This is a genomic window from Anaerotignum sp. (assembly GCF_051877975.1).
GTDB lineage: Bacteria > Bacillota > Clostridia > Lachnospirales > Anaerotignaceae > Anaerotignum_A.
The window spans coordinates 27,510-48,873 of sequence record NZ_JBJEJK010000015.1 but is presented as its reverse complement, the minus strand read 5'-3'; the positions used below and the strand labels follow the sequence as shown (position 1 = coordinate 48,873).

At 47.6% G+C, this 21,364-nt stretch carries 21 protein-coding genes and 1 other annotated feature; of the genes, 3 read left to right on the top strand and 18 right to left on the bottom strand.

Annotated elements, in window-relative coordinates:
* Positions 1-70: 70 nt before the first annotated feature.
* Both ACI39P_RS02480 and rpsT read right to left on the bottom strand, forming a co-directional pair.
* Complete coding sequence (locus ACI39P_RS02480) at positions 71-487, bottom strand: C-GCAxxG-C-C family protein (RefSeq protein WP_439719127.1); 417 nt, start codon at positions 485-487, stop codon at positions 71-73.
* Positions 488-547: 60 nt separating this feature from the next.
* Complete coding sequence (gene rpsT / locus ACI39P_RS02475; RefSeq protein WP_439719126.1) at positions 548-808, bottom strand: 30S ribosomal protein S20; 261 nt, start codon at positions 806-808, stop codon at positions 548-550.
* Between the two features lie 252 nt (positions 809-1,060).
* Between rpsT and gpr the strand changes: the two genes are divergently transcribed.
* Entirely contained in the window at positions 1,061-2,074 is a 1,014-nt protein-coding gene (gpr, locus tag ACI39P_RS02470) for a GPR endopeptidase (protein WP_439719125.1), read from the top strand.
* A gap of 57 nt (positions 2,075-2,131) precedes the next feature.
* Here gpr and ACI39P_RS02465 read toward each other — a convergent pair whose 3' ends face one another.
* Positions 2,132-3,589, bottom strand: coding sequence for a nicotinate phosphoribosyltransferase (locus ACI39P_RS02465; RefSeq protein WP_439719124.1), 1,458 nt, complete (start codon positions 3,587-3,589; stop codon positions 2,132-2,134).
* A gap of 329 nt (positions 3,590-3,918) precedes the next feature.
* Positions 3,919-4,161: a binding site (T-box leader), on the top strand.
* A 189-nt stretch (positions 4,162-4,350) separates the two neighbouring features.
* Between ACI39P_RS02465 and ileS the strand changes: the two genes are divergently transcribed.
* Positions 4,351-7,470 carry an isoleucine--tRNA ligase gene (gene ileS, locus ACI39P_RS02460; RefSeq protein WP_439719123.1) on the top strand — a complete coding sequence of 1,040 codons (3,120 nt, stop codon included), beginning with the start codon at positions 4,351-4,353 and terminating at the stop codon, positions 7,468-7,470.
* Positions 7,471-7,666: 196 nt separating this feature from the next.
* Here the strand turns inward: ileS and ACI39P_RS02455 are convergent, their stop codons facing one another.
* The 4 genes from ACI39P_RS02455 to nth all read right to left on the bottom strand — a co-directional run bounded on the left by ACI39P_RS02455 (position 7,667) and on the right by nth (position 11,356).
* Positions 7,667-8,674 (bottom strand): aldo/keto reductase, encoded by a 1,008-nt coding sequence (locus ACI39P_RS02455; protein WP_439719122.1) that lies wholly within the window; start codon positions 8,672-8,674, stop codon positions 7,667-7,669.
* A 115-nt stretch (positions 8,675-8,789) separates the two neighbouring features.
* Positions 8,790-9,677, bottom strand: a complete 888-nt coding sequence (locus ACI39P_RS02450; protein WP_439719121.1) for a LysR substrate-binding domain-containing protein — start codon at positions 9,675-9,677, stop codon at positions 8,790-8,792.
* Between the two features lie 53 nt (positions 9,678-9,730).
* Positions 9,731-10,600 carry a DUF6612 family protein gene (locus ACI39P_RS02445; protein WP_439719120.1) on the bottom strand — a complete coding sequence of 290 codons (870 nt, stop codon included), beginning with the start codon at positions 10,598-10,600 and terminating at the stop codon, positions 9,731-9,733.
* Positions 10,601-10,699: 99 nt separating this feature from the next.
* On the bottom strand, positions 10,700-11,356 hold the full coding sequence (gene nth / locus ACI39P_RS02440) for an endonuclease III (RefSeq protein ID WP_439719119.1): 657 nt from the start codon (positions 11,354-11,356) through the stop codon (positions 10,700-10,702).
* 256 nt (positions 11,357-11,612) lie between these two features.
* On the opposite strand from nth, the gene ACI39P_RS02435 reads away from it, so the two are divergent.
* Positions 11,613-12,029: a transcriptional repressor gene (locus ACI39P_RS02435; RefSeq protein WP_439719118.1), complete on the top strand. Its 417-nt coding sequence runs from the start codon at positions 11,613-11,615 to the stop codon at positions 12,027-12,029.
* A 32-nt stretch (positions 12,030-12,061) separates the two neighbouring features.
* Here the strand turns inward: ACI39P_RS02435 and ACI39P_RS02430 are convergent, their stop codons facing one another.
* The 11 genes from ACI39P_RS02430 to ACI39P_RS02380 form a co-directional block, all read right to left on the bottom strand.
* The gene (locus ACI39P_RS02430) at positions 12,062-12,880 is read right to left on the bottom strand and encodes a VanW family protein (protein ID WP_439719117.1); all 819 of its coding nucleotides are present in this window, start codon (positions 12,878-12,880) and stop codon (positions 12,062-12,064) included.
* Positions 12,881-13,209: 329 nt separating this feature from the next.
* Positions 13,210-13,995 carry an acetyl-CoA carboxylase carboxyl transferase subunit alpha gene (gene accA / locus ACI39P_RS02425; RefSeq protein ID WP_439719116.1) on the bottom strand — a complete coding sequence of 262 codons (786 nt, stop codon included), beginning with the start codon at positions 13,993-13,995 and terminating at the stop codon, positions 13,210-13,212.
* Positions 13,992-14,852, bottom strand: coding sequence for an acetyl-CoA carboxylase, carboxyltransferase subunit beta (gene accD / locus ACI39P_RS02420; RefSeq protein WP_439719115.1), 861 nt, complete (start codon positions 14,850-14,852; stop codon positions 13,992-13,994). The genes accA and accD overlap by 4 nt, the downstream gene beginning before the upstream one ends.
* Positions 14,853-16,178: an acetyl-CoA carboxylase biotin carboxylase subunit gene (locus ACI39P_RS02415; protein ID WP_439719114.1), complete on the bottom strand. Its 1,326-nt coding sequence runs from the start codon at positions 16,176-16,178 to the stop codon at positions 14,853-14,855. It abuts the gene before it with no gap.
* Positions 16,179-16,184: 6 nt separating this feature from the next.
* Positions 16,185-16,598 carry a 3-hydroxyacyl-ACP dehydratase FabZ family protein gene (locus ACI39P_RS02410; RefSeq protein WP_439719113.1) on the bottom strand — a complete coding sequence of 138 codons (414 nt, stop codon included), beginning with the start codon at positions 16,596-16,598 and terminating at the stop codon, positions 16,185-16,187.
* A 12-nt stretch (positions 16,599-16,610) separates the two neighbouring features.
* Positions 16,611-17,156, bottom strand: coding sequence for an acetyl-CoA carboxylase biotin carboxyl carrier protein (accB, locus tag ACI39P_RS02405; protein ID WP_439719112.1), 546 nt, complete (start codon positions 17,154-17,156; stop codon positions 16,611-16,613).
* Between the two features lie 74 nt (positions 17,157-17,230).
* Entirely contained in the window at positions 17,231-18,460 is a 1,230-nt protein-coding gene (gene fabF, locus ACI39P_RS02400) for a beta-ketoacyl-ACP synthase II (RefSeq protein WP_439719111.1), read from the bottom strand.
* A gap of 14 nt (positions 18,461-18,474) precedes the next feature.
* Positions 18,475-19,206, bottom strand: coding sequence for a 3-oxoacyl-[acyl-carrier-protein] reductase (fabG, locus tag ACI39P_RS02395; protein WP_439719110.1), 732 nt, complete (start codon positions 19,204-19,206; stop codon positions 18,475-18,477).
* Positions 19,200-20,114, bottom strand: a complete 915-nt coding sequence (gene fabD / locus ACI39P_RS02390) for an ACP S-malonyltransferase (protein ID WP_439719109.1) — start codon at positions 20,112-20,114, stop codon at positions 19,200-19,202. Before fabD ends, fabG begins: the two co-directional genes overlap by 7 nt.
* Positions 20,102-21,049 carry a nitronate monooxygenase gene (locus ACI39P_RS02385; protein WP_439719167.1) on the bottom strand — a complete coding sequence of 316 codons (948 nt, stop codon included), beginning with the start codon at positions 21,047-21,049 and terminating at the stop codon, positions 20,102-20,104. Before ACI39P_RS02385 ends, fabD begins: the two co-directional genes overlap by 13 nt.
* Positions 21,050-21,081: 32 nt before the next feature.
* Positions 21,082-21,306 carry an acyl carrier protein gene (locus ACI39P_RS02380; RefSeq protein ID WP_439719108.1) on the bottom strand — a complete coding sequence of 75 codons (225 nt, stop codon included), beginning with the start codon at positions 21,304-21,306 and terminating at the stop codon, positions 21,082-21,084.
* Positions 21,307-21,364: the final 58 nt, after the last annotated feature.

Here is a 21,364-nt window from a genome sequence, read left to right as displayed (position 1 = left end):
ATACCATGATTTTCTTCCCTTTGAAACAAAGAAAAACGCCAATATCCAAAGATATCAGCGTCCCTTTCTCTTATGATTTCTTTTCCTGCAGCAGATATTTTTCCACGATCTCCGCCGCATCCTGCATACAGCCCAGGCAGCTCCTCAAGGGCACCCCTGTATCTACGCCTTTCAGCTTCCGGCATTCCAATGATTTGTTTTTTGCCAGAAATGCCTCCTGCATGGGCTTCAGGGTATTGTAACAATCCAGTTTTGTCTTTGGATGTTCCAAATCTGCATCGGAAAGCTTCAGCCCCACCAAATACGCCATAGCCGAAACCGCCCCGCAGGTTCCCATCGTGGACATGCCTCTGCCAAAGCATTCCGTCGCGCGAAAAGCTTCTTTTTCCTCCACGCCGAACAGGTCGCTGTAGGCGCAGGCCACCGCCTGAGCGCAGTTATAGCCTTTGGCATGTTTTTCTGTAACCTTATCATATCTCTCTGTCATATTGTCATTCCTCCACAAAAAAAGGATATCCTATAGGATATCCTTTTCGTTCGGTTTTCATTACAGGCTGTTTACCAGTCTTGTCAGAGAAGATTTTTTTCTAGCCACTGCGTTTTTGTGGTAGATGCCTTTGATATATGCTTTGTCGATTGCGGATACAGCATTTTTCAGAGCTGCTGCAGCTGTTTCTTTATCACCAGCATTTACAGCAACGATTACTTTCTTCATCGCTGTTTTTACCTGAGATTTGATCATTTTGTTTCTCAGTGTTTTTTTGTTGATTACTTTGATTCTTTTCTTAGCAGATTTAATATTAGCCAATGTAATTTCCTCCTAGAATACTTTTAATGTGGTTTTCTCTGTCGATATTGGGGGAATATCGCTCTTTCTTCTTACCATTAACCACCTTTGAGGGCTTCTCCCTCCGACACGGTTTGGGGCTTTTTTCACACTCTCTCGAGCACCCCGTGGTTAACTCAACGGATATATTTTACCCTATGAATCAAAATAAGTCAATGAATACTTTTCAAAACTGCGAAAAAAATAAACAAAAAGCAGAAAGGCTGTGAATCCATGAAACAGAAAAAAGAAAATCCGGCAAAACACCCCTTTTCCGTCCGGACAGACCTGGCCATCGAAGCCAGAGAACTGGCCCAGGGCGAAGCCGCCAAAGCCGATGAAATAGAGGGCGTGGAGGTGGAAACAGAAGAACAATCGGATTACGCCCTCACCCATGTACGCATCATTTCCCCGCAGGGCAGCCAGCTGATGGGCAAGCCTATGGGGAATTATATCACCTTAGAATCGGAAAAGTTAAAGGAAAATGATGTGGAATGTCACGAAAAGCTCATTGCCATTCTGGCGGAAAATATCCGTTCTCTGGCAAAGCTGAAAGAAGATGACTGTATCCTTGTAGCAGGCCTGGGCAACTGGAATATCACCCCCGACGCACTGGGGCCGAAGGTTGTCGCCAAAATCCTTGTGACCCGCCATCTGCAGGGTACCTTGCCGGAAGAAATCGACGCCACAGTGCGCCCTGTAGCCGCCATCAGCCCCGGTGTCATGGGCATCACCGGCATCGAAACCGGGGAAATCATCAAGGGCATTGTAGACAAACTGCACCCTTCCCTGCTCATCGCCATCGATGCTCTGGCCGCCCGCCATTCCAAGCGCATCAATGCCGCCATCCAGATGAGTGATACTGGCGTTGCCCCCGGTGCAGGGGTCGGCAACCAACGGATGATGCTGGATGAAAAAAGCCTTGGTATCCCTGTCATTGCCATTGGCGTGCCGACTGTGGTAGATGCCGCCACCCTCGTCAACGATACCATGGATCGCATTTTAGGGGAAATGATTCAGCAGACGAAAAAAGGCAGCGAATTTTATCAAACCCTTCGTTCTCTGAAACAGGAAGAAAAATATCAGATGATTGCCGAAATTTTAGGCCCCTATACGGGAAATATGTTCGTCACTCCCAAGGAAGTGGATGCCGTAGTGGATCGTCTGGCAAATATCATTGCCAACAGCATCAATATCGCCCTCCATCCCGGCGTCACCATGGCGGATATCAATAAATATAATTTCTAGCAAAAAAGCCCAGATAAAAATCTGGGCTTTTCCAATATTTTATTTTCCATTAAAAACTTACATTCCGCTCATGGCTTCGATCAGCTTCAGCTTCATGGCGCTCAGCTTATCGGAAAGATCCACAGGAACGATATCGGGGTTTTTCAGGCGCTTCTGTTCATCCCACAGGGTATCCTTTTCTCTATTGCAGTAAGCCTGAATATCCATGGTTTCCGGACATTCATACACCTGCTTCCCGTCAATAAAGACAGGAACCAGCAATTCTCTCAGGGTATAGGTGCCTGTGGGAAGCTGCATGCTCTTCCATTTTGCATTGGTGTCATAGATATGCAGATCCATATCCTCTGTAAAAACTTCATCCTCCAATGCCAGCAAGTCTGCTTTGATCTTCCCTGTCTTTTTATCATAGATACGAACAATTTTCTTGATGCCGGGGTTTGTCACCTTTTCCACATTATTGGACAATTTGATCTTCGGTTCAAAATCGCCGTCCTCTGTCTGTTCTGCCGCCAGCTTATACACGCCGCCGAAAGCGGGGCAATCGTCAGAAGTGATCAGTTTTGTGCCAACGCCCCACAGGCTGATAGTGGAACCCTGCAATTTCAGGCTGGTAATCAGGTTTTCATCCAGATCGCTGGAAGCGGAGATGATTGCATCGGGGTAGCCTGCTTCATCCAGCATCTGTCTTGCCCGTTTGGAAAGATAAGCCAAGTCGCCGCTGTCCAGGCGGATGCCATAGCCTTTTTCCGGCAGAGTGCCCGCTGCCTTCATTTCGTCAAATACACGGATGGCATTAGGTACGCCGCTCTTCAGGGTATTATATGTGTCCACCAGCAGGATACATGCGTTGGGGAACAGCTTTGCATAGGTGCGGAAGGCTGTCAGCTCATCAGGGAAGCTCATAACCCAGCTATGGGCATGGGTGCCCTTGACAGGAACATTAAACAGCTTCCCTGTCAATACGTTGCTGGTTGCCACGCAGCCGGCAATCACAGCGGCTCTCGCCCCCAATGTGCCCGCATCAGGGCCCTGGGCACGGCGCAGCCCAAATTCCAGAACAGGGTCACCCTTGGCAGCATGTACCACACGGGATGCCTTTGTAGCAATCAGGCTCTGGTGGTTGATGATATTCAGCAGCGCAGGTTCAATCAGCTGTGCTTCGATGATGGGTGCCTTGATCCGCATCAGGGGTTCATGGGGAAATACCACAGTCCCTTCCGGAATGGCATATACTTCCCCTGTAAAGCGGAACTCTTTCAAATATGCAATAAATCCTTCTGAAAAGATATGCAAACCTTCCAGATATGCAATGTCTTCTTCTGTAAAGTGCAGTTCGTTCAGATATTCGATGGCCTGCTGCAGCCCTGCCACAATGGCAAAGCCGTTGCCGCTGGGGTTCTTTCTGTAAAACAGATCGAATACCACCTGTCTTTTATACGCACCGGTTTCATAGTAGCCCTGCATCATGGTCAGCTCATATAAGTCTGTCAGCAGTGCAAAGTCTCTACCTTTCATTTTAAAATCTCCTTTTTCTGGGTCGACAGGGTGCGGGTTCAGATACTTTTTGGACACATCCTGTCAAAACTTAACATTACCGCAAAAAGTATATGTTATTGATTATACATAGTTTTGATAAGAAAATCAAACTTTTTGGGTGTCTTTACATCAGAATTTACATATTATTCGCAAATCATCCCTTTTTATCCTCTTTTTTTCCCAAAATTTCTCCGAAAAAACAGACTTCCTGTATACAGTGGACTTGCATACAACATACTTTTATTTTTCCGCAAAAAAAGGCTTTACAACCCATTTTTCAGATTGTATAATACATTGGTAAATACGTTAGAAACACTATGAAGGAGACAGTATGTATCCTCAGCCTGAGCACAGAGAGATGGGAAAAGGTGCGATCCCGTCCTTGGGGAAGATGCAGAAAATCACTCCGGAGTGGCAGACCGAACAGCTTCGCTCAGTAGGCTCTGTCGTGGCCCGCGTTAAGGGAAAACATCATGATGGTGATGTGTCTAAGCTGGGCGGCGTTTTATGCCGTCAAATCAGGTGGTACCGCGAGCTCCTTCGTCCTGTGTGGATGAAGGGGCTTTTATATTTTCAGAATAAAAGGCGGAAAAACCGCACCATCATACATACCAAAGAAAAAAATACAGAAGAAAACACAAAAGAAAAAACACACCAAAGAAAAACCGATTAGGATACAAAAGAACACATTATCTTCGAAAAGTATCTACAATCATCATTTTAATTAAGGAGGAATTCAAATGTACGACAAAGTCCCCAATAATATGAACTTCGTCGAAAGAGAAGTACAGGTTGAAAAGTATTGGAAAGACAATGATATCTTCGGCAAAAGTATCAAAGCAAGAGAAGGCGCCCCCGTATTCACCTTCTACGATGGCCCCCCCACAGCCAACGGCAAACCCCATATCGGTCATATCATCACCCGTGCGGTAAAAGACCTGATCCCTCGTTATAAAACCATGAAGGGCTATAAGGTTCTGAGAAAAGCCGGCTGGGATACCCATGGCCTGCCCGTTGAACTGGAAGTAGAAAAAACACTGGGGCTGGATGGCAAAGACCAGATCGAAGGCTATGGCGTAGAACCTTTTATCCAGAAATGTAAAGAAAGCGTATGGACATACGAACAGGAATGGCGTTCCATGAGTGACCGTGTCGGCTTCTGGGCAGATATGGATCATCCCTATGTCACATACCATAATGAATATATCGAATCCGAATGGTGGGCACTGAAACAGATTTGGGATAAAGGCCTCTTGTACAAAGGTCATAAAGTTGTTCCCTACTGCCCTCGCTGCGGCACAGCCCTTTCCTCCCACGAAGTGGCACAGGGCTATAAGGATGTAAAAGAAACATCTGCCATTGCGAAATTCAAAATGGAAGGCACAGAAAACACATATTTCCTGGCATGGACAACAACCCCCTGGACACTGCCCTCCAACGTCATCCTGTCCGTAAATGCCAAGGAAACCTATGCAAAAGCAAAATATGAAGATTATTATGTTATCATGGCAGAAGCCCTGATGGACAGCGTTCTGGGCGAAGGCAAATATGAAGTTGTGGAAAGAATGAAGGGTGCCGATCTGGAATATGTGAAGTATGAACCCCTGTTCTCCTTCCAGCCTCATGGCGAAGATTTCAAAGGTTATTTCGTAACCTGCGATGATTACGTAACACTGACAGATGGTACCGGTATCGTTCACACCGCTTATGCGTATGGTGAAGACGACTACCGTGTATGTAAAAAATATGATGTTACTTTCTATCAGAATGTAGATACAACCGGTCATCTGACCTCTCTGGCTGGCCCCTTTGAAGGTCTGTTCGTCAAAGACGCTGACCCTGTTGTTCTGAAATATATGGAGGAAAATGGTTCCCTGTTTGCGGCTCTGCCCTTCGAACATAACTATCCTTTCTGCTGGAGATGCGACACACCCCTGCTGTACTATGCAAGAAGTACATGGTTCATCAAAATGACAGCATTGAGAGATAACCTGGTTCGCAACAACAGAACCATCAACTGGTATCCCGATAACATCAAAGAAGGCCGTTTCGGCAACTTCCTGGAAAATGTAATCGACTGGGGTCTGTCCCGTGAAAGATACTGGGGTACCCCACTGCCCATCTGGGAATGTGAATGCGGCCACAGACATACCATCGGCAGCATCGCTGAACTGAAGGAAATGTCTCCCGACTGCCCCGAAGATATCGAACTGCATAAACCCTTCATCGATGCGGTACACATCACCTGCCCTCAGTGCGGCAAGCTGATGACCCGTGTGCCCGAAGTAATCGACTGCTGGTTCGACAGTGGTTCCATGCCCTTCGCCCAGTGGCATTATCCTTTTGAAAATAAAGAAATCTTCGATGAAAACTTCCCTGCGGATTTCATCTCCGAAGCCGTTGACCAGACCCGTGGCTGGTTCTATACCCTGCTGGCAGTCAGCACGCTGATCTTCGATAAAGCACCCTTCAAGAACTGTATCGTTCTGGGCCATGTACAGGATAAAGACGGCCAGAAGATGTCCAAACACAAAGGCAACGTTGTCAACCCTTGGGATGCATTGAATAAACAGGGTGCCGATGCCGTTCGCTGGTACTTCTATGCAAACTCCGCTCCTTGGCTGCCTTCTCGTTACTACGATGAAGCCGTATCCGAAATGCAGAGAAAATTCATGGGTACTCTGTGGAACACCTACGCATTCTACATCCTGTATGCAGAAATCGACCAGTTCGACCCTACAAAATACGCTCTGGAATATGATAAACTGACTCCCATGGATAAATGGATCCTCTCCAAGCTGCAGACATTGAACAAATTTGTAGATGAATGTCTGGACAGCTATAAGCTGACAGAGCCCGCCCGTGCTATGGTAGATTTCCTGGATGATCTGTCCAACTGGTATGTAAGAAGAAGCCGGGAACGTTTCTGGGCAGAAGGCATGGAACAGGATAAAATCAATGCTTATATGACTCTGTACACTGTTCTGGAAACCATGGTAAAACTGGCTGCTCCTTTCACCCCCTTCATCACAGAAGAAATCTATGCAAATCTGGTGAAGAAGGTAGACACAAATGCGCCTGAATCCGTTCACCTGTGTGATTGGCCCGCATACCACGAAGAATGGGTAGATGCTGACCTGGAAGCAAATATGGACTTTGTTCTGAAAGTCGTTGTAGAAGGCCGTGCGGCTAGAAACGCCAGCGCAATGAAGAACAGACAGCCTCTGGCTATGATGTATGTAAAAGCGGAACAGACACTGCCTGAAACTTTCTGCGATATCATCAAAGAAGAACTGAATGTCAAAGCAGTTGCTTTCACAGATGATGTGGAAGCCTTCACAACATACACCTTTAAGCCTCAGCTGAGAACACTGGGCAAGAAATACGGCAAGCTGGTGCCCGCGATCGGCGCATATCTGAAAGAAGTAGATGGCTCCGCCTTCATGGCAACCCTCCGTGCAGAGGGCAAGGCTTCCTTCACTGTAGATGGCAGCGAAGTTGTTCTGGAAATGGATGACGTGCTGATCGATACAGCGGAAAAAGACGGCTTCGTATCCTCCGGTGATAACAACCTGACTGTTGTTCTGGATACCAACCTGACACCTGAATTGGTAGAAGAAGGTTTCGTTCGTGAAATCATCTCCAAGGTACAGACCATGCGGAAAGAAGCTGACTTCAACGTAACAGACCGTATTCGTGTTTACCACGACGGTAATGCGAAGATCGCAGAAATCCTGGCTGCAAATGATATCAAAGCCGACGTTCTGGCGGAAGAAGTTGTTGCTGGCAAAGGCGGCGAACTGAGCAAAGAATGGAATATCAACGGTGAAAAAGTAACTCTGGGCGTTGCTAGGGTTTAATTTTTCAAAACAATAAAAATAATCCCGAAGGAAAATTCCTTCGGGATTTCTTTTTTTCAGGGACCCCATCCCCGAACCCCTGCAAGGGGGATAATCCCCCTTGACCCTTATTTGCAGAACCAAACATGGTTCTGCGGTATCAGGTTCTTAGGGGGTGACCCCCTAAGTAGGAGTTTGAGGCAAAGCCATCAAGGTTTTATTCGCCAAACTTAGCTGCTGCGTCCTTCAGCATTTCTCTGATGGGCAGGTTATAAGGGCATCTCTTTTCACAGGCACCGCAGCCGATACATGCACTGGCCTTTACAGGCATCGCCCCATATCTGTCCCTTGCCCAATCCCCCAGGCCATATCTGTCCAGATATCCCTGGAACAGGAATACACTGGGAATACCGATGCCAACGGTACAAGGGGCACAGTAATTGCATCTGCGGCAGAAATTATTGCCCAGCTGGCTTCTGATTTCCTCCATCTTCGCCAGTTCCTCTTCGCTCAGGGGTGTTTTATCCTCGCAAGCCGCCAGGTTCTGTTCAATCTCCTTCAAATCGAACATACCAGGGATCACAACGGTTACATCGGGATTCGCACAAATAAAACGGATTGCCAGCGTAGCATCTTCAATCGCACCGCCTGCCAATGGCTTCATGGTGATAAATCCAATGTTCTTTTCAGTACATTTTTTGATCAGTTCCACTGCCTGTGTTTCCACGATATTATAAGGGAACATGATGGTTTCCACCCAATCCAGTTCCAAGGCCTTTTCAAAGACCTCCAGAGAATGGGCAGTCACGCCGATATGCCTGATCTTCCCGGCAGCCTTTGCTTCCTGCAAGGCTTCCAGAGCGCCGCCTGCGGCAATGACCTGTTCCAGCTGTTCCATGTTGGGGTTATGTACCTGATACAGGTCGATATAATCTGTACGCAGATTGCCCAGGCTGATGTCGATATCCTTCGCCATGGCTTCTTTTGTGCGGGACATGCTCTTTGTCGCCAGTACGAATTTATTGCGCAATCCTTCCAAGGCTTCCCCCAGATAAGATTCGCTGACGGTATAACCCCTGGCCGTATCGATATAGTTGATGCCTTTTTCTGCCATGGCTTTCACCAGTTCTTTTGTCACAGAGGCATCTACTCTCTGGATGGGGATGCCGCCAAAGCCCAAACGGGAAATTTTCAATCCTGTTTTGCCTAATGTTACATATTCCATGAAAACTCCTCCTGATATGCAAAAAATTCTCAAAATCCTCTGAAATAAGGATAGCACGAAAATAAAAACACGACAACCAACCCCAGAAAAAATACCCATCTTTTGATGGGTATTTTTATTCCTCCGTTTCTCTTGCAAAATCCATGAGCTTTTTATATTTTCCTTCAAAGAGGCTGTTCTTCATATAAACATAATTGAATTCCCGATAGATTTCAAAATCATCGATATCCAACTGCACCAGGCTGCCTTCCTCCAATTCCCTCTTTACCACAGGAAAATAGGAAAAAGTGATGCCCAAGTTAGCCTTCACCAGCTCCTTGATGGCAATAAAATTGCTGATTTCCTGCACAAAAGGAAAACTGCCGATGGTGAAATTATTTCCCTTTAAAATTTCTTCCAGAATCTCACGGGTGCCGGAGCCTTCTTCCCGCAGGATCAGGCCTTCCGTCCGGATATCCCCCAGCTTCAGTTTCCTTCCTGCCAACTTGCATTCCCTGCTGCAGGTGCCGATGAATCGTTCTTTGCGATACAGCTGATAGGCATATTTATCCTTATCGAAAAAGCCTTCCAGTATCGTAAAATCCAAATCCCCTTTTTCCAACATCTGCAGCAGATTTTTCGTATTATCCACATATAAATGCAGGCGATATTGGGGATTTTCCCGCAAAAACCGACTCATAATGGAAGGAAATACAAATTCGCCAATGGTTTTTGTGGCACCGATCCGCAGATGGATCTCCTCTTCTTCTGTTCGTGCCATTTCCTTCTGGATTCCAATCTCGTTGGCCACCATTTCCGATGCCAGGCGGCGCAGCAATTCACCTTTTTCCGTCAGCTTCAGCAGTTTTCCCGTATAAGAAAATAAACGACAGCCGTAATGCTCCTCCAGATAGCGGATATGTTGGGTCACCGCCGGCTGTGTGATATGTAACGCCTCCGCCGTCTTTGTATAATTCATTTTTTCACATAATTTTAAAAATGTCAGGATACGATTATCCAGCATTGGCTCACCCGCTTTCCAAAAAAGCCCCGCTTTTCCAGCGGGGCCATCCTTCTTTATTCCTCCACAGTCAATACTTTTGCGCTTTTCGCTTCTGCGGGAATCGTAATTTCCCCTACGGCATTGAAATCGCTGCAGACCATAGAAATCATAGTCTTTTTGATAGAAACGGAAACATCCGCTTCTGTTTGCCCCACGGCACCCATGGCTGCATCCATGATTTTCTGCATCAATTCTGTCAGGTCCATTTCATATTTCAACACATAGCCCTCTGCATCGATCCACATGGCAATCGGCAAGTCGCCCATATCTGCATACATCGCCTGCAGCTGTTCTTCTGTTACGCCCATGCTGACAGCAGATTCTGCCACGCCGCTTTCTAAAATCGCTTCTTCCATAGCATCGCCGGAGATAACGCCTTCAATCTTTGTGGTCTCTGTACCATTTATAGTCTCTTCTCCGCTGGCCTGGAAAGATTCAATATTATTCAAATATAATTCCAGATTCTGCTCCGCGTTATACTGCCCCAAATCCCCCAATTCCATAGTCTGTGCATACCATGTATCTGCGGAATACATATAGGTCATCAATTTTCCGTCCACTTCTTCCGCATACAGTTTCATCTGCTGCCCTTCGGAGCCATCCTCCATTTTTACAGACATATCCATCTGCATCTGCAAAGGATTTTGCCTGGTCAGAATATTCGCCACTGTAGTGGTTTCCATCACCTCATCGCCCAGAGACATGTCCATTTCCATGGTCATTTCCGCTGCCATGCTTTCCACCGCTGCCATCGTTTCCTGAGATTTTGCCAGCAGGGCTTCCACCTCCGCCGTATCCATCTGCACTGTGCTGCCGCAGCCCGCAGAAAAAATCATCAGGATTGCAGCCATTGCAGCCGCAAAAAATTTTCTGTTCCCGCTCATCATCCATACCTCCCAAATCAAACTTTTCCAAATCTCATTTGCATCGTATTTTTATTTTAACACATTCTTTCAAAATTATCTTTTACGAACTCTTTAAGATTATGCCTTTTTCCCCTTTTCTTTTTCCTTTTTCTGCCCACCGGTGCAGTAAGGCAGCAAAAAGCATTCCTGACATTTCGGTCTGCGGGCGATGCAGATTTTTCTGCCGTGAGCAATCATCTGGGTATTGATATCGATCCATTTTTCCTTTGGAACAATCTTCATCAGGTCAAATTCAATCTTTACAGGGTCTTCATTTTTTGTCAGCCCCAGAAGATTGGAAACCCGCTTCACATGGGTATCCACCACCACGCTGGGGATATGATACCAATTTCCCCGAACCACATTGGCTGTCTTTCTGCCGACCCCGGCAAGGCTCGTCAGTGCGTCCAAATCAGAGGGCACCTCCCCGCCGTATTCCGAAAGGAGCTTCTGGCAGCAGGCGATGATATTTTTCGCCTTATTGTGGTAAAAGCCTGTGGAATGGATATCCTGCTCCAATTCCTTCAGGTCTGCTTCCGCAAAATCCTGAATGGATGTATATTTTTGAAATAAATCCTTCGTCACCATATTGACCCTATCGTCGGTACATTGGGCAGACAGCATGGTGGCAATCAAAAGCTGCCAGGGGTTTTCATGGTTCAGATAGCATTTCGTGGGGCCATAATGTTCCTGCAGCAGATCTAAAATGATGGTTACTTTTTCTTTTTTTGTCATTCTTTCCGACTCCTTCCCGAAGGGAGACTATTTCCCGAAATTTCCCGAGAAATATTTCCCTTTATCCAATTTGCTGTAAAACCATCCTGCCTTTTGCAGAGAAATAGCCCTACAGCAAAGTTTTTCGCACTTTTTCTGTTTCCTTCTTTCATCCTACCAAACCTGTCTCTTTTTTGCAATATGCGCTTTTTTCCTTCATTGACAAACGCCTTTTCCTATACTATCATGGAAAAGACAGAAGAAAGGGGAAACAAAAATGGAACAGAACATCTTAAAAAAAGCCGAATTAAAATCCACAAAAAAACGCCAGATGCTGCTGTTCCTGCTGCAGAAACAGGCGCGCCCTATGACGGCGGAAGAGCTGCACGAAGCAGCCAACAATATCCTGCCTATGAATGTTTCCACTGTATACCGTACCTTAAACACCCTGACGGAAAAGGGCTTCCTCATCCGTTCTGTACGACAGGACGGCAAAGCTTATTATGCCCTGCCGAAAAAAGACCACTACCATCGTCTGGTCTGCGATCTTTGCGGCAAGGTCATCCCCATCGAAACCTGCCCCCTCAGCGAACTGGAGGAAACCCTGCAGGAAAAAACAGGCTTTCGTATCACCGGCCATTCTTTGGAATTTACCGGCCTTTGCCCGGAATGTGCCGAAAAAACAAAGCTGTAACCAGCAACAGGATCCCTTTTGGTATCCTGTTTTTATGTTTCTTCTATTTTTAATCCCGCCGTATCATACATCACGCAGGCATGGTTTTTCCGCAAAAGCTGTCTTTCTACAGTCTTTCCTGTTTTCTTATCCATCTTGGAACGATAGACCTCCCCTACCCGATACACAATGCCATCCTCCCGCAGAAACTTCTCTTTCTCCGTCTTGATATGGTAACAAAACGCCATAGGCTGATCGCAGCGAAGCTCTCCCCTCAAATAGGTATCATCCACGGCAATCAACAGTTGATAGGTCTTGTCCGTGCCATTATAAAAACGATAATCCAAATAATTGTAGAATATGGAAGTTCCCGTTCCAAAAGGCACCTGCCGCCCAAAATCGGGGAACAGGTCATATCCATCATGGTGATGATGCTCCACGATCTTCAAATCTGAATGCAGCACCATCCAATGGATCAGATTGGTGAACTGGCACATGCCGCCGCCAATGCCGCTGTCGCTCTGTCCTCCCTTCAAAATCAAGCCTTCCCGATAGCCCCGCTTTGCCGTCGTATCCCCCACCAATCTCCAAAAAGAAAAGGTCTCTTCCGGGTGAATCAGGATATGAGATACCTTTGGTGCCGCAATGGCAAGGTTTATGGCTTTGTTTTCCTGCAGACGCGGGTCTACATTGCCCAGCGTTCTGCGGATCAGCGAGCTATGGCGATAAACTGTCACCGGAAGGGGCTGTCCCTTCTCCTTTGCAAAAACCTTTTGGGAAACCATATCCTGCATCCGCCGCTGCATCCTGTTTTTCTTGACAGAAATACGGTATGCCATAGGTGAAAGCTGACAAAACAATCTTCTTTTCATGCCCATTTCCCCTTTTTCTTTTCAGCATAGCATAAAAGGGAAAGAATTGGGAGATTCTTCAGAAATCTTTGATCTTTTGTAAGAAATAATAAAACACGACGACAAAAAGCCCCTTTTTGTTCCCACTGGAAAGAATTACATTTGCATAGTTATTACAGAAATGTTAATATCATTACGTAATCGCGATACAAATTCTTAATAGGAGGTTAACAATTATGTGCAACTTTAATTTTTCTTCCATTCTGGAAATTCTGTGTCAGCTGTGTGGTTTCGGCTGCTAATGACTACATAAAAAAGCGACCTTGCCTTTGCAAGGTCGCCTTTTTCTTTTATTCTGCCCAGCGTCCCAATTTGCGGAACCGCTGATATCTTTCTTCTGAAAGTTCTTTCCCTGTTTTTTTCGACCATCCTTTCAAATCCAGGATGAGCTTCTCTTTCATGCCTTCGCACATGGAATTGAAATGATTGAAATCTTCTGTAATGATTTCCTCTGCAACGCCAAATTCCACCATATCCTTTGCTGTGATATGCAGACATTCCGCCGCATCGGGAGCCAGCTTCGCATCTTCCCACAGGATGCTGGCGCAGCCTTCAGGAGAAATAACAGAAAATACCGCATTTTCCAGCATATACAGCTTATTCGCCACAGAAAGACCCAGTGCGCCGCCGCTGCCGCCTTCCCCGATGACAATCGTAATCACCGGCGTTTCCAATGCCATCATCTGCATCAGGTTATCGGCAATGGCCTGGCCCTGACCCCGTTCTTCTGCTTCATCGCCGCAGAAAGCGCCGGAAGTATCTACAAAACAAATGATAGGTCTCTGGAATTTTTCCGCCTGCTTCATCAGCCGCAGGGCTTTCCGATAGCCTTCCGGCATGGGGCAGCCGAAATTGCATTTAATCCGCTCTTCCAGATTTCTGCCTCTTTCAATGCCAATGAACGTAGCAGGAATTTCCCCCAACATGCCGATACCGCCGATAATCGCCGCATCGTCTGCATATTTTCTGTCTCCGTGCAGCTCTGTTCTCTCTATAAACAGCTTTTCAATATAGGAACGAGCTGTGGGACGGTTCTGATCACGGGCGGTCTGTAATTTCTGATATGCATTCATCATTCCAGCCCTCCCTTTCTGTTATGCTGTCTCAAAAGTTTTTCCAGCGTGCCTCGCAATTCTGTTCTGGGCACAATAGCATCTACAAAACCATGCTCCAGCAAAAATTCCGCCTTCTGGAAATCATCCGGCAGCTTTTTCTTCGTTGTCTGTTCGATGACCCTGCGGCCCGCAAAGCCAATAGTGGCATTGGGCTCAGAAAGAATAATATCGCCCAGCATGGCAAAGCTTGCTGTAACGCCCCCTGTGGTAGGGTCGGTCAATACAGTGATATAAAGCCCACCCCGCTTGCTGTGGTAATCCACAGCGCCGCTGGTCTTTGCCATCTGCATCAGGGAAAGGATCCCTTCCTGCATACGGGCACCGCCGGAGGCTGTAAAGCCTACAACGGGCAAGTCCTGTTCCGCCGCATATTCAAACAATCTGGCGATCTTTTCGCCTACGACAGAACCCATACTGCCCATCATGAAGCCGGGCTCCATAACAAATATCGCACAGGGCTGACGGCGAATCGTAGCTGTTCCGCAGATGACGCCTTCTTCTTCACCAGAAGCATATCTGCCTCTGTCCATCTTATCCTGATAACCGGGAAATTCCAGCGGATCGATGGTTTCAATATTTGTAAACAGTTCCTGAAAGCTATCCTTATCAAAGAGGGCTTTGATCCTCGTTCTTGCGCCAATGCGGAAATGATGCCCGCAATGGGGGCATGTCACCTTATGTTTGGCAATTACCCGCTTTGTTTCATAGGATTTGCATTCGGGACAACGTACTTTCTCTTCAAATGTTGATTTTGGCGTAATACCGCCTTTTTCCAATGTATTTTTGGACTTGCGAAAGTAACCCATGATGTTACTCATTTATCTCACGTCCTTTTTTAAAATTTCCGGCAAAATCAGGGTATCATATTCCCCCTTCTGGAATGCCTTGCTGCGTACCAGCCGCAGCTGATCTTCAATATTCGTATCCACGCCGACAATGACCATTTCGCAAAGGGCCGCTTCCATCTTACGGATGGCTTCTTCACGGGTGTTAGCATAGACAATCAATTTACCAAGCATGGAATCATAAAACGGCACAACCTCGCAATCCTGCATCAGCGCCGTATCAAAATGGATTCTTCTGCCGCCGGGAATATGCAGGAAATCTACCTTCCCTGCAGAGCGGGCATTGATACGACATTCCATGGCGTGCCCCTTCAGGCTGATATCATCCTGTGTCATATCCAAAGGCACCTGACAGGCAATCCGAATCTGCCATTTCACGATATCCACATCGCTGATCTCTTCTGTGATAGGGTGTTCCACCTGCAGACGGGTGTTCATTTCGATAAAATAAAACTGTCCATCGGGAGCCAGCAGAAATTCTACTGTACCCGCATTGGTATAATTTGCCGCTTTCGCAGCCAGAACTGCCGCATCCATCATTTTTTGGCGAATTTCTTCCGTCATCACGGGGCAGGGCGTCTCCTCCAGCACCTTCTGCTTATTCAGCTGCAGAGAACAGTCTCTTTCCCCCAGGCAGAGGATATTCCCTTCGTTATCCGCCAACACCTGCATTTCCACATGGCGCACATGGGTCAGATATTTTTCCAGAAAGACATCCCCATTGCCAAAAGCGCTTTCCGCTTCCCGGGAGGCTGTATGGAACGCTTCTTCCAGGTCCTCTTCCCGTTTCACCACGCGAATGCCTTTGCCGCCGCCCCCTGCTGTGGCTTTCACCAGCAGAGGATATCCAATCTCCTTCGCCAAACGCTTCGCTTCTGCAGCATCCCGCAGAATTTCTGTACCGGGCACCACGGGTACGCCTACCTTCTGCATCAGCTGGCGGGAAGCATCCTTATCCCCCATAGCAGAAATCACGTCCCCCTTGGGGCCAATGAATGTGATGCCGTTTTCTTCGCACAGCTTGGCAAATCCCGCATTTTCGGAAAGGAACCCATACCCGGGATGGATAGCTTCCGCATTGGTCGCCATTGCTGCGCTGATGATGTTTTTCTGATTTAAGTAGCTGTCTGCCGCTGCGTTTCCGCCGATACAAATGCGTTCATCGGCCAAAGCAACGGGCAGAGAATTTCGATCCGCCTCAGAGTAGACAGCCACCGTCTCGATGCCCATTTCCTTGCAGGCACGGATGATGCGGACTGCCACTTCCCCTCTGTTGGCAACGAGAATTTTAGAAAACATACGCCATTACTCCTTGATAAGCGCGAAAGAAAATTCCGCACTGATACATAATTTACCGTCTACATAGCCTTTGCCTTCTGCCCAGTAAAAAGGGCCTTTGTGTTTCAGCAAAGTACATTCTGTTTCAAAGACATCCCCGGGGCGTACGCTGTTTTTGAAGCGCACCTTATCCAAACCTGTGAAGAAGGGAGTGATCCCTTCCGCTTCGCCGGAAAGCAGCACACAAGCAGACTGTCCCAGAATTTCGCAAAGGATCACACCGGGCACGATAGGATTTCCGGGGAAATGCCCCTGCAGGAAAAACTCGTCTCCGCGGATCGTCTTTTTGCCATAAGCCTTGCCCTCTCTCAGTTCTGCTTCATCAATGAGAAGCATATGGTCTCTGTGGGGCAGGATTTTTTTGATTTCTTCCTGATTCATGTTTCTTCCTCCTTATTCTGGAAGGATACGAACCAAAGGCTGACCAAATTCCACGATCTGCCCGTTATCCACACAGACCTCTTCGATCGTCCCCTCCAGTTCCGCTTCGATGTTATTGAACATCTTCATGGATTCCACGATGCAAAGGACATCGCCCTTTTTCACCTTGTCACCCACTTTTACAAAAGGCTCTGCCCCCGCCTGAGGTGCCAGATAAACCGTCCCCACCAGAGGGGATTTCTGTTCCACGCCGGCTGGTGTTTCTGCCTGTTCCGCAGCCACGGCTGCTTCCACAGGCATTTCCGCTGCTGTTTCCACAGGAACGAAAACAGGGGCTTCCACTGCTGCAGCTCTGCCGCTTGCCGCTTCCAAAACAATGCGGTTATCGCCTTCTGTCAAATCCAGTTTTATCAGCTGATTCTGGCGCAAGATTTTCGCCAGTTCTGCAATTTTATTTGTATCCATAGTCTCATCAATCCTTATATATTGTAAAAGTCCTGTCAGCCCCACCCGTGCCCGTTTCTGCAAAAGGCTGGAGTTCTGACAGGCTAACAGCATAGGCAGCCCCCTTCCGTTTGGAACCTCCGCCGGAAAGTCTTACAAATGCCGCTGCGGCCGTAAGCAGCCAACTTTTAGATTTTTCTAAATGCTACACAGGCGTTATGCCCGCCGAAGCCCAAAGATGTAGACATCGCACCTTCTACGTTTGTCTGCACCGCTGTATTTGGTGTATAGTCCAAATCACATGCAGGATCCGCTTCCACAAGGTTGATGGTAGGAGGGATGATATTTTCTTTCACCGCCAGAATCGCAGCAATGGCTTCCACTGCGCCTGCTGCCCCCAACATATGACCTGTCATGGATTTTGTAGAGCTGATGTGTACTTTTCTTGCATCTTCTTCGCCAAAGGCATTTTTGATGGCTCTTGTTTCTGTTTTATCATTCAGAGCTGTACCTGTGCCGTGGGCATTGATATAAATCGCTTCAGGAGCGATGTCCTTCAAGCCTTCCGCCGCAATTTTGATTGCTTTCCCGCTGGCAACAGCTTCTTCCGCAGGTGCTGTTACATGATGGGCATCACAAGTAGAACCATACCCAACCACTTCCGCATAGATTTTTGCACCGCGGGCCTTTGCGTGTTCATATTCTTCCAAGATCAATGCGCCTGCGCCTTCGCCCATAACGAAACCGCCGCGGCGTTTATCAAAAGGCAGAGATGCCGCATTAGGGTCTTCAGAAGCACTCAGCGCCATACAGCTGCCGAAACCTGCCACCGCCAAAGATGTAATGGCTGCTTCACTGCCGCCGCAGATGGCTGCTGTTGTATAGCCATGCAGAATGGCTCTGTAACCTTCGCCAATGGCTGTTGTGCCTGTTGCACAGGCTGTGGAAACAGACACACAAGCATTCTGTGCCTGATAGCGGATCGCAATATTGCCTGCCGCAATGTTGCTGATCATTTTAGGAATGAACAGAGGAGAAACCCTTCTGGGTCCCTTTGCCTGCATCATATCATAGCTTTCGCAGAATGTTTCAAAACCGCCGATGCCACTGCCAAAATAAACCGCCAGGTCTTCCTTTGCAATGTTTCCTTCCAGCCCGCTATCTGTCATCGCTTCTCCTGCTGCCACCATGGCATATTGAGAGAAACGGTCCAGTTTTTTCGCTGCCAGTTTTTCCATATATTGTGTCGGATCGAACTCCTTCACCTCTGCCGCCAGTTTATATTTGCTTTCACTGACGTCAAATCTGGTGATGGAGGCGATGCCGTTTTTGCCATTTTTCAAAGCTTCCCAGAAATCGGGGACGTTATTGCCTACGGGAGTCACCGCTCCGATGCCTGTTACTACTACTCTTTTCATAAGTTCTACCTCTCTCAGCAAGCAAGCCCGCCGTCAATACGGATGACTTCACCTGTAATGTAGTCAGAATTTTCCGACGCCAGGAACAGCGCCAATTTTGCCACTTCCTCTGCTTCGCCGAAGCGTTTCATAGGAATGGCTTCTTTCAATGTATCGTTTTCCAGAGCTTCTGTCATTTCTGTCGCAATGAAGCCGGGGGCGATGGCATTGCAGCAAACGCCTCTGGATGCCAGTTCCTTTGCAACAGATTTTGTCAGGCCGATTACCCCCGCTTTGGATGCGGAATAGTTTGCCTGACCGGGGTTGCCTGTCAAACCGGAAACAGAGCTGATGTTGATGATCTTGCCGCTTTTCTGTTTCAGGAACAGAGGATATACCCCTTTGATCATATAAAATACGCCTTTCAGGTTCGTATCCACAACTGCGTCAAAATCTGCCGCTTTCATCATTGGAACCAGTTTATCTCTTGTGATGCCGGCGTTGTTCACCAAAATCTGGATACCGCCAAAATCCTTGACGATTTCCTTTACTACTGCCGCCGCCGCATCTGCATCGGCAACGTTGCACTGATATGCTTTGGCTTTTACGCCCAACGCTTCCAGCTCTTTTACAGTTTCTTCCGCTTTCACCGTGTTGCCTGCGTAAAGAAAAGCAATATCTGCCCCGTTTTCTGCAAATTTCAGGCAAATGGCTTTCCCAATCCCGCGGGAACCGCCGGTTACTACTGCTGTTTTTCCTTTCAGCATCCCATTTCCTCCTTCACTTTTGCAACTTCTTCCATATTGGAAACATTGTATACCTTTGCGTCAGGCAAAATACGTTTGATCAGTTTTTTCAATGTATCGCCAACGCCCACTTCGATGAATGTATCGAAACCATCCGCCGCCATGCGTTCAATGCTTTCCTGCCAGCGCAGGCTGTGGTTGATCTGATGCATCATCAGGTCGCGTACTTCCTCTGTATAAGGTTCTGTTGTGAAATTGGAGTAAACGGTAACTTCAGGTTTTTTCAGGTCGAATGCCTTTGCTGCTTCCGCAAATTCTTTGCTGGCTTCATCCATAAAAGGAGAATGGAAGCCGCCGCCTACGGCCACGGGCAGACCTCTGCCCCCTGCTTCGCGGACTGCTTTGGAAAAAGCGTCCATTTCTTCCTTCGCACCGGCAACTACCAGCTGACCGGGTGCATTATAGTTTACAGGGTAAACCTGTTGAAATTGCTTACAAACTTCTTCTACCTTGCTGTTTTCCAACTTCATCACCGCAAGCATGCTTGCAGGGTGTTCTGCCGCAGCTTTTGCCATGGCTTTCCCTCTGGCACAGGCCAGCTGGAAACCATCCAGATAGCTGTATGCACCGGCAAAAGCCAGGGCAGGCAATTCGCCCAAAGAAAAGCCTGCCACCCCTTCCGGGGTGATGCCTGCTTCGGATACGGCAATGGCCGCAGCCAAATCTGCCAAATACAGGCAGGGCTGTGTATTCTGTGTTTCTTTCAATTCTTCCGCTGTGCCCTCAAAGCACTGTTGCAGTGTGCCCGCACGCAGTGCTTCTGCGCCGTCAAACAGTGCATGGACGGTTTCGCTGGCTTCATAAAAAGCTTTGCCCATGCCCGCTTTCTGGGCACCCTGACCGGAAAAAACAAATGCTATTTTACCCATTTTGCTGCTCCTTTCAGCAGAATTTCTGCTTCTTCCGCAATTTCACGGATAATCTCTGCTGCAGGCTGTTCTTTGTTTACCATACCGGAAATCTGACCCGCCATAAAGCAGCCTTCTTTCGTATCGCCTTCCACAGCCGCTTTTCTCAGTGCGCCTACGCCCAGTTTATCTACATCTTCAGCAGTTGTTTCAGGGGCATATTCCACCTTCAGGAAATTACGGGCAAACTGGTTTTTGATAACACGGCATGTGCTGCCGTTAAAACGTCTGCCGGTTGCTATTGTGGAAACGTCTGTTGCTTTCAGAATCATGTCTTTATAGTTCCGGTGAACGCCGCATTCTTCCGCCAGAAGGAAACGTGTCCCCATCTGTACGCCTACTGCGCCCAGCATGAATGCAGCTGCCATCCCTCTTCCGTCGCCGATGCCGCCCGCCGCCAAAACGGGAATCTTTACTGCATCCACAACCTGAGGTACCAGAGGCATGGTAGAGAGTTCGCCGATATGACCGCCGGATTCGCCGCCTTCCGCAATGACAGCATCCGCACCTGCGCGGGCCATCATTTTTGCCGCTGCCACAGAAGCTGCTACAGGAATCACTTTGATCCCTGCTTCTCTCCACATGGGGATATATTTTGTAGGGATGCCTGCGCCTGTTGTCACCACAGCTACTTTTTCCTCCGCAACGATTTTTGCCACTTCTTCCACGTGGGGGCTCATCAGCATAATGTTTACGCCAAAGGGCTTATCTGTCAGTTCTCTCGCAATCTTGATCTGCTCCCGCAGATAATCTCCGCCTGCGTTCATAGCGGAAATAATGCCCAAACCGCCGCCATTGGAAACCGCCGCAGCCAGTTTGCCATCAGCGATCCAAGCCATACCTCCTTGGAAAATGGGATATTTGATGCCAAGCATCTCACAAATCGGTGAAACGATCATATCGTCGTCCTCCTTTACTTACCTGTTTCTTACTCTACTTTGCTTTCGATCAGTTTTACCAGATCGCCAACTGTGTTGATTTTGTTTTCGCCCATTTCGATTTCTGTGCCGAATTCTTCTTCCAGGTTCATCAGCAGTTCCATAACGTCCAGGGAATCGATGCCCAGTGTGCCGAATTCTGTTTCCAGTTTGATGTCTGCTACATCACATTCCAGTTTTTCTGCCAACATTTTTGCGATTTTTTCGAATACCATAATTCATTCTCCTTTTTACTCTTATATTCTATATACTTTTAAGACCTTGGGGCTTTGC

What these genes read in the sequence shown, in the direction of transcription:
- ACI39P_RS02450 (WP_439719121.1), bottom strand. Translation starts at nt 9,677, where the DNA reads ATGCTGGATAATCGTATCCTGACATTTTTAAAATTATGTGAAAAAATG.
- gpr (WP_439719125.1), top strand. Translation starts at nt 1,061, where the DNA reads ATGAAACAGAAAAAAGAAAATCCGGCAAAACACCCCTTTTCCGTCCGG.
- ACI39P_RS02465 (WP_439719124.1), bottom strand. Translation starts at nt 3,589, where the DNA reads ATGAAAGGTAGAGACTTTGCACTGCTGACAGACTTATATGAGCTGACC.
- ACI39P_RS02445 (WP_439719120.1), bottom strand. Translation starts at nt 10,600, where the DNA reads ATGAGCGGGAACAGAAAATTTTTTGCGGCTGCAATGGCTGCAATCCTG.
- ACI39P_RS02410 (WP_439719113.1), bottom strand. Translation starts at nt 16,598, where the DNA reads ATGAATCAGGAAGAAATCAAAAAAATCCTGCCCCACAGAGACCATATG.
- ACI39P_RS02380 (WP_439719108.1), bottom strand. Translation starts at nt 21,306, where the DNA reads ATGGTATTCGAAAAAATCGCAAAAATGTTGGCAGAAAAACTGGAATGT.
- fabF (WP_439719111.1), bottom strand. Translation starts at nt 18,460, where the DNA reads ATGAAAAGAGTAGTAGTAACAGGCATCGGAGCGGTGACTCCCGTAGGC.
- ACI39P_RS02415 (WP_439719114.1), bottom strand. Translation starts at nt 16,178, where the DNA reads ATGTTTTCTAAAATTCTCGTTGCCAACAGAGGGGAAGTGGCAGTCCGC.
- ACI39P_RS02455 (WP_439719122.1), bottom strand. Translation starts at nt 8,674, where the DNA reads ATGGAATATGTAACATTAGGCAAAACAGGATTGAAAATTTCCCGTTTG.
- accA (WP_439719116.1), bottom strand. Translation starts at nt 13,995, where the DNA reads ATGATGAATGCATATCAGAAATTACAGACCGCCCGTGATCAGAACCGT.
- ACI39P_RS02435 (WP_439719118.1), top strand. Translation starts at nt 11,613, where the DNA reads ATGGAACAGAACATCTTAAAAAAAGCCGAATTAAAATCCACAAAAAAA.
- accB (WP_439719112.1), bottom strand. Translation starts at nt 17,156, where the DNA reads ATGCTGTTAGCCTGTCAGAACTCCAGCCTTTTGCAGAAACGGGCACGG.
- ACI39P_RS02480 (WP_439719127.1), bottom strand. Translation starts at nt 487, where the DNA reads ATGACAGAGAGATATGATAAGGTTACAGAAAAACATGCCAAAGGCTAT.
- nth (WP_439719119.1), bottom strand. Translation starts at nt 11,356, where the DNA reads ATGACAAAAAAAGAAAAAGTAACCATCATTTTAGATCTGCTGCAGGAA.
- accD (WP_439719115.1), bottom strand. Translation starts at nt 14,852, where the DNA reads ATGAGTAACATCATGGGTTACTTTCGCAAGTCCAAAAATACATTGGAA.
- ACI39P_RS02430 (WP_439719117.1), bottom strand. Translation starts at nt 12,880, where the DNA reads ATGAAAAGAAGATTGTTTTGTCAGCTTTCACCTATGGCATACCGTATT.
- fabD (WP_439719109.1), bottom strand. Translation starts at nt 20,114, where the DNA reads ATGGGTAAAATAGCATTTGTTTTTTCCGGTCAGGGTGCCCAGAAAGCG.
- ileS (WP_439719123.1), top strand. Translation starts at nt 4,351, where the DNA reads ATGTACGACAAAGTCCCCAATAATATGAACTTCGTCGAAAGAGAAGTA.
- fabG (WP_439719110.1), bottom strand. Translation starts at nt 19,206, where the DNA reads ATGCTGAAAGGAAAAACAGCAGTAGTAACCGGCGGTTCCCGCGGGATT.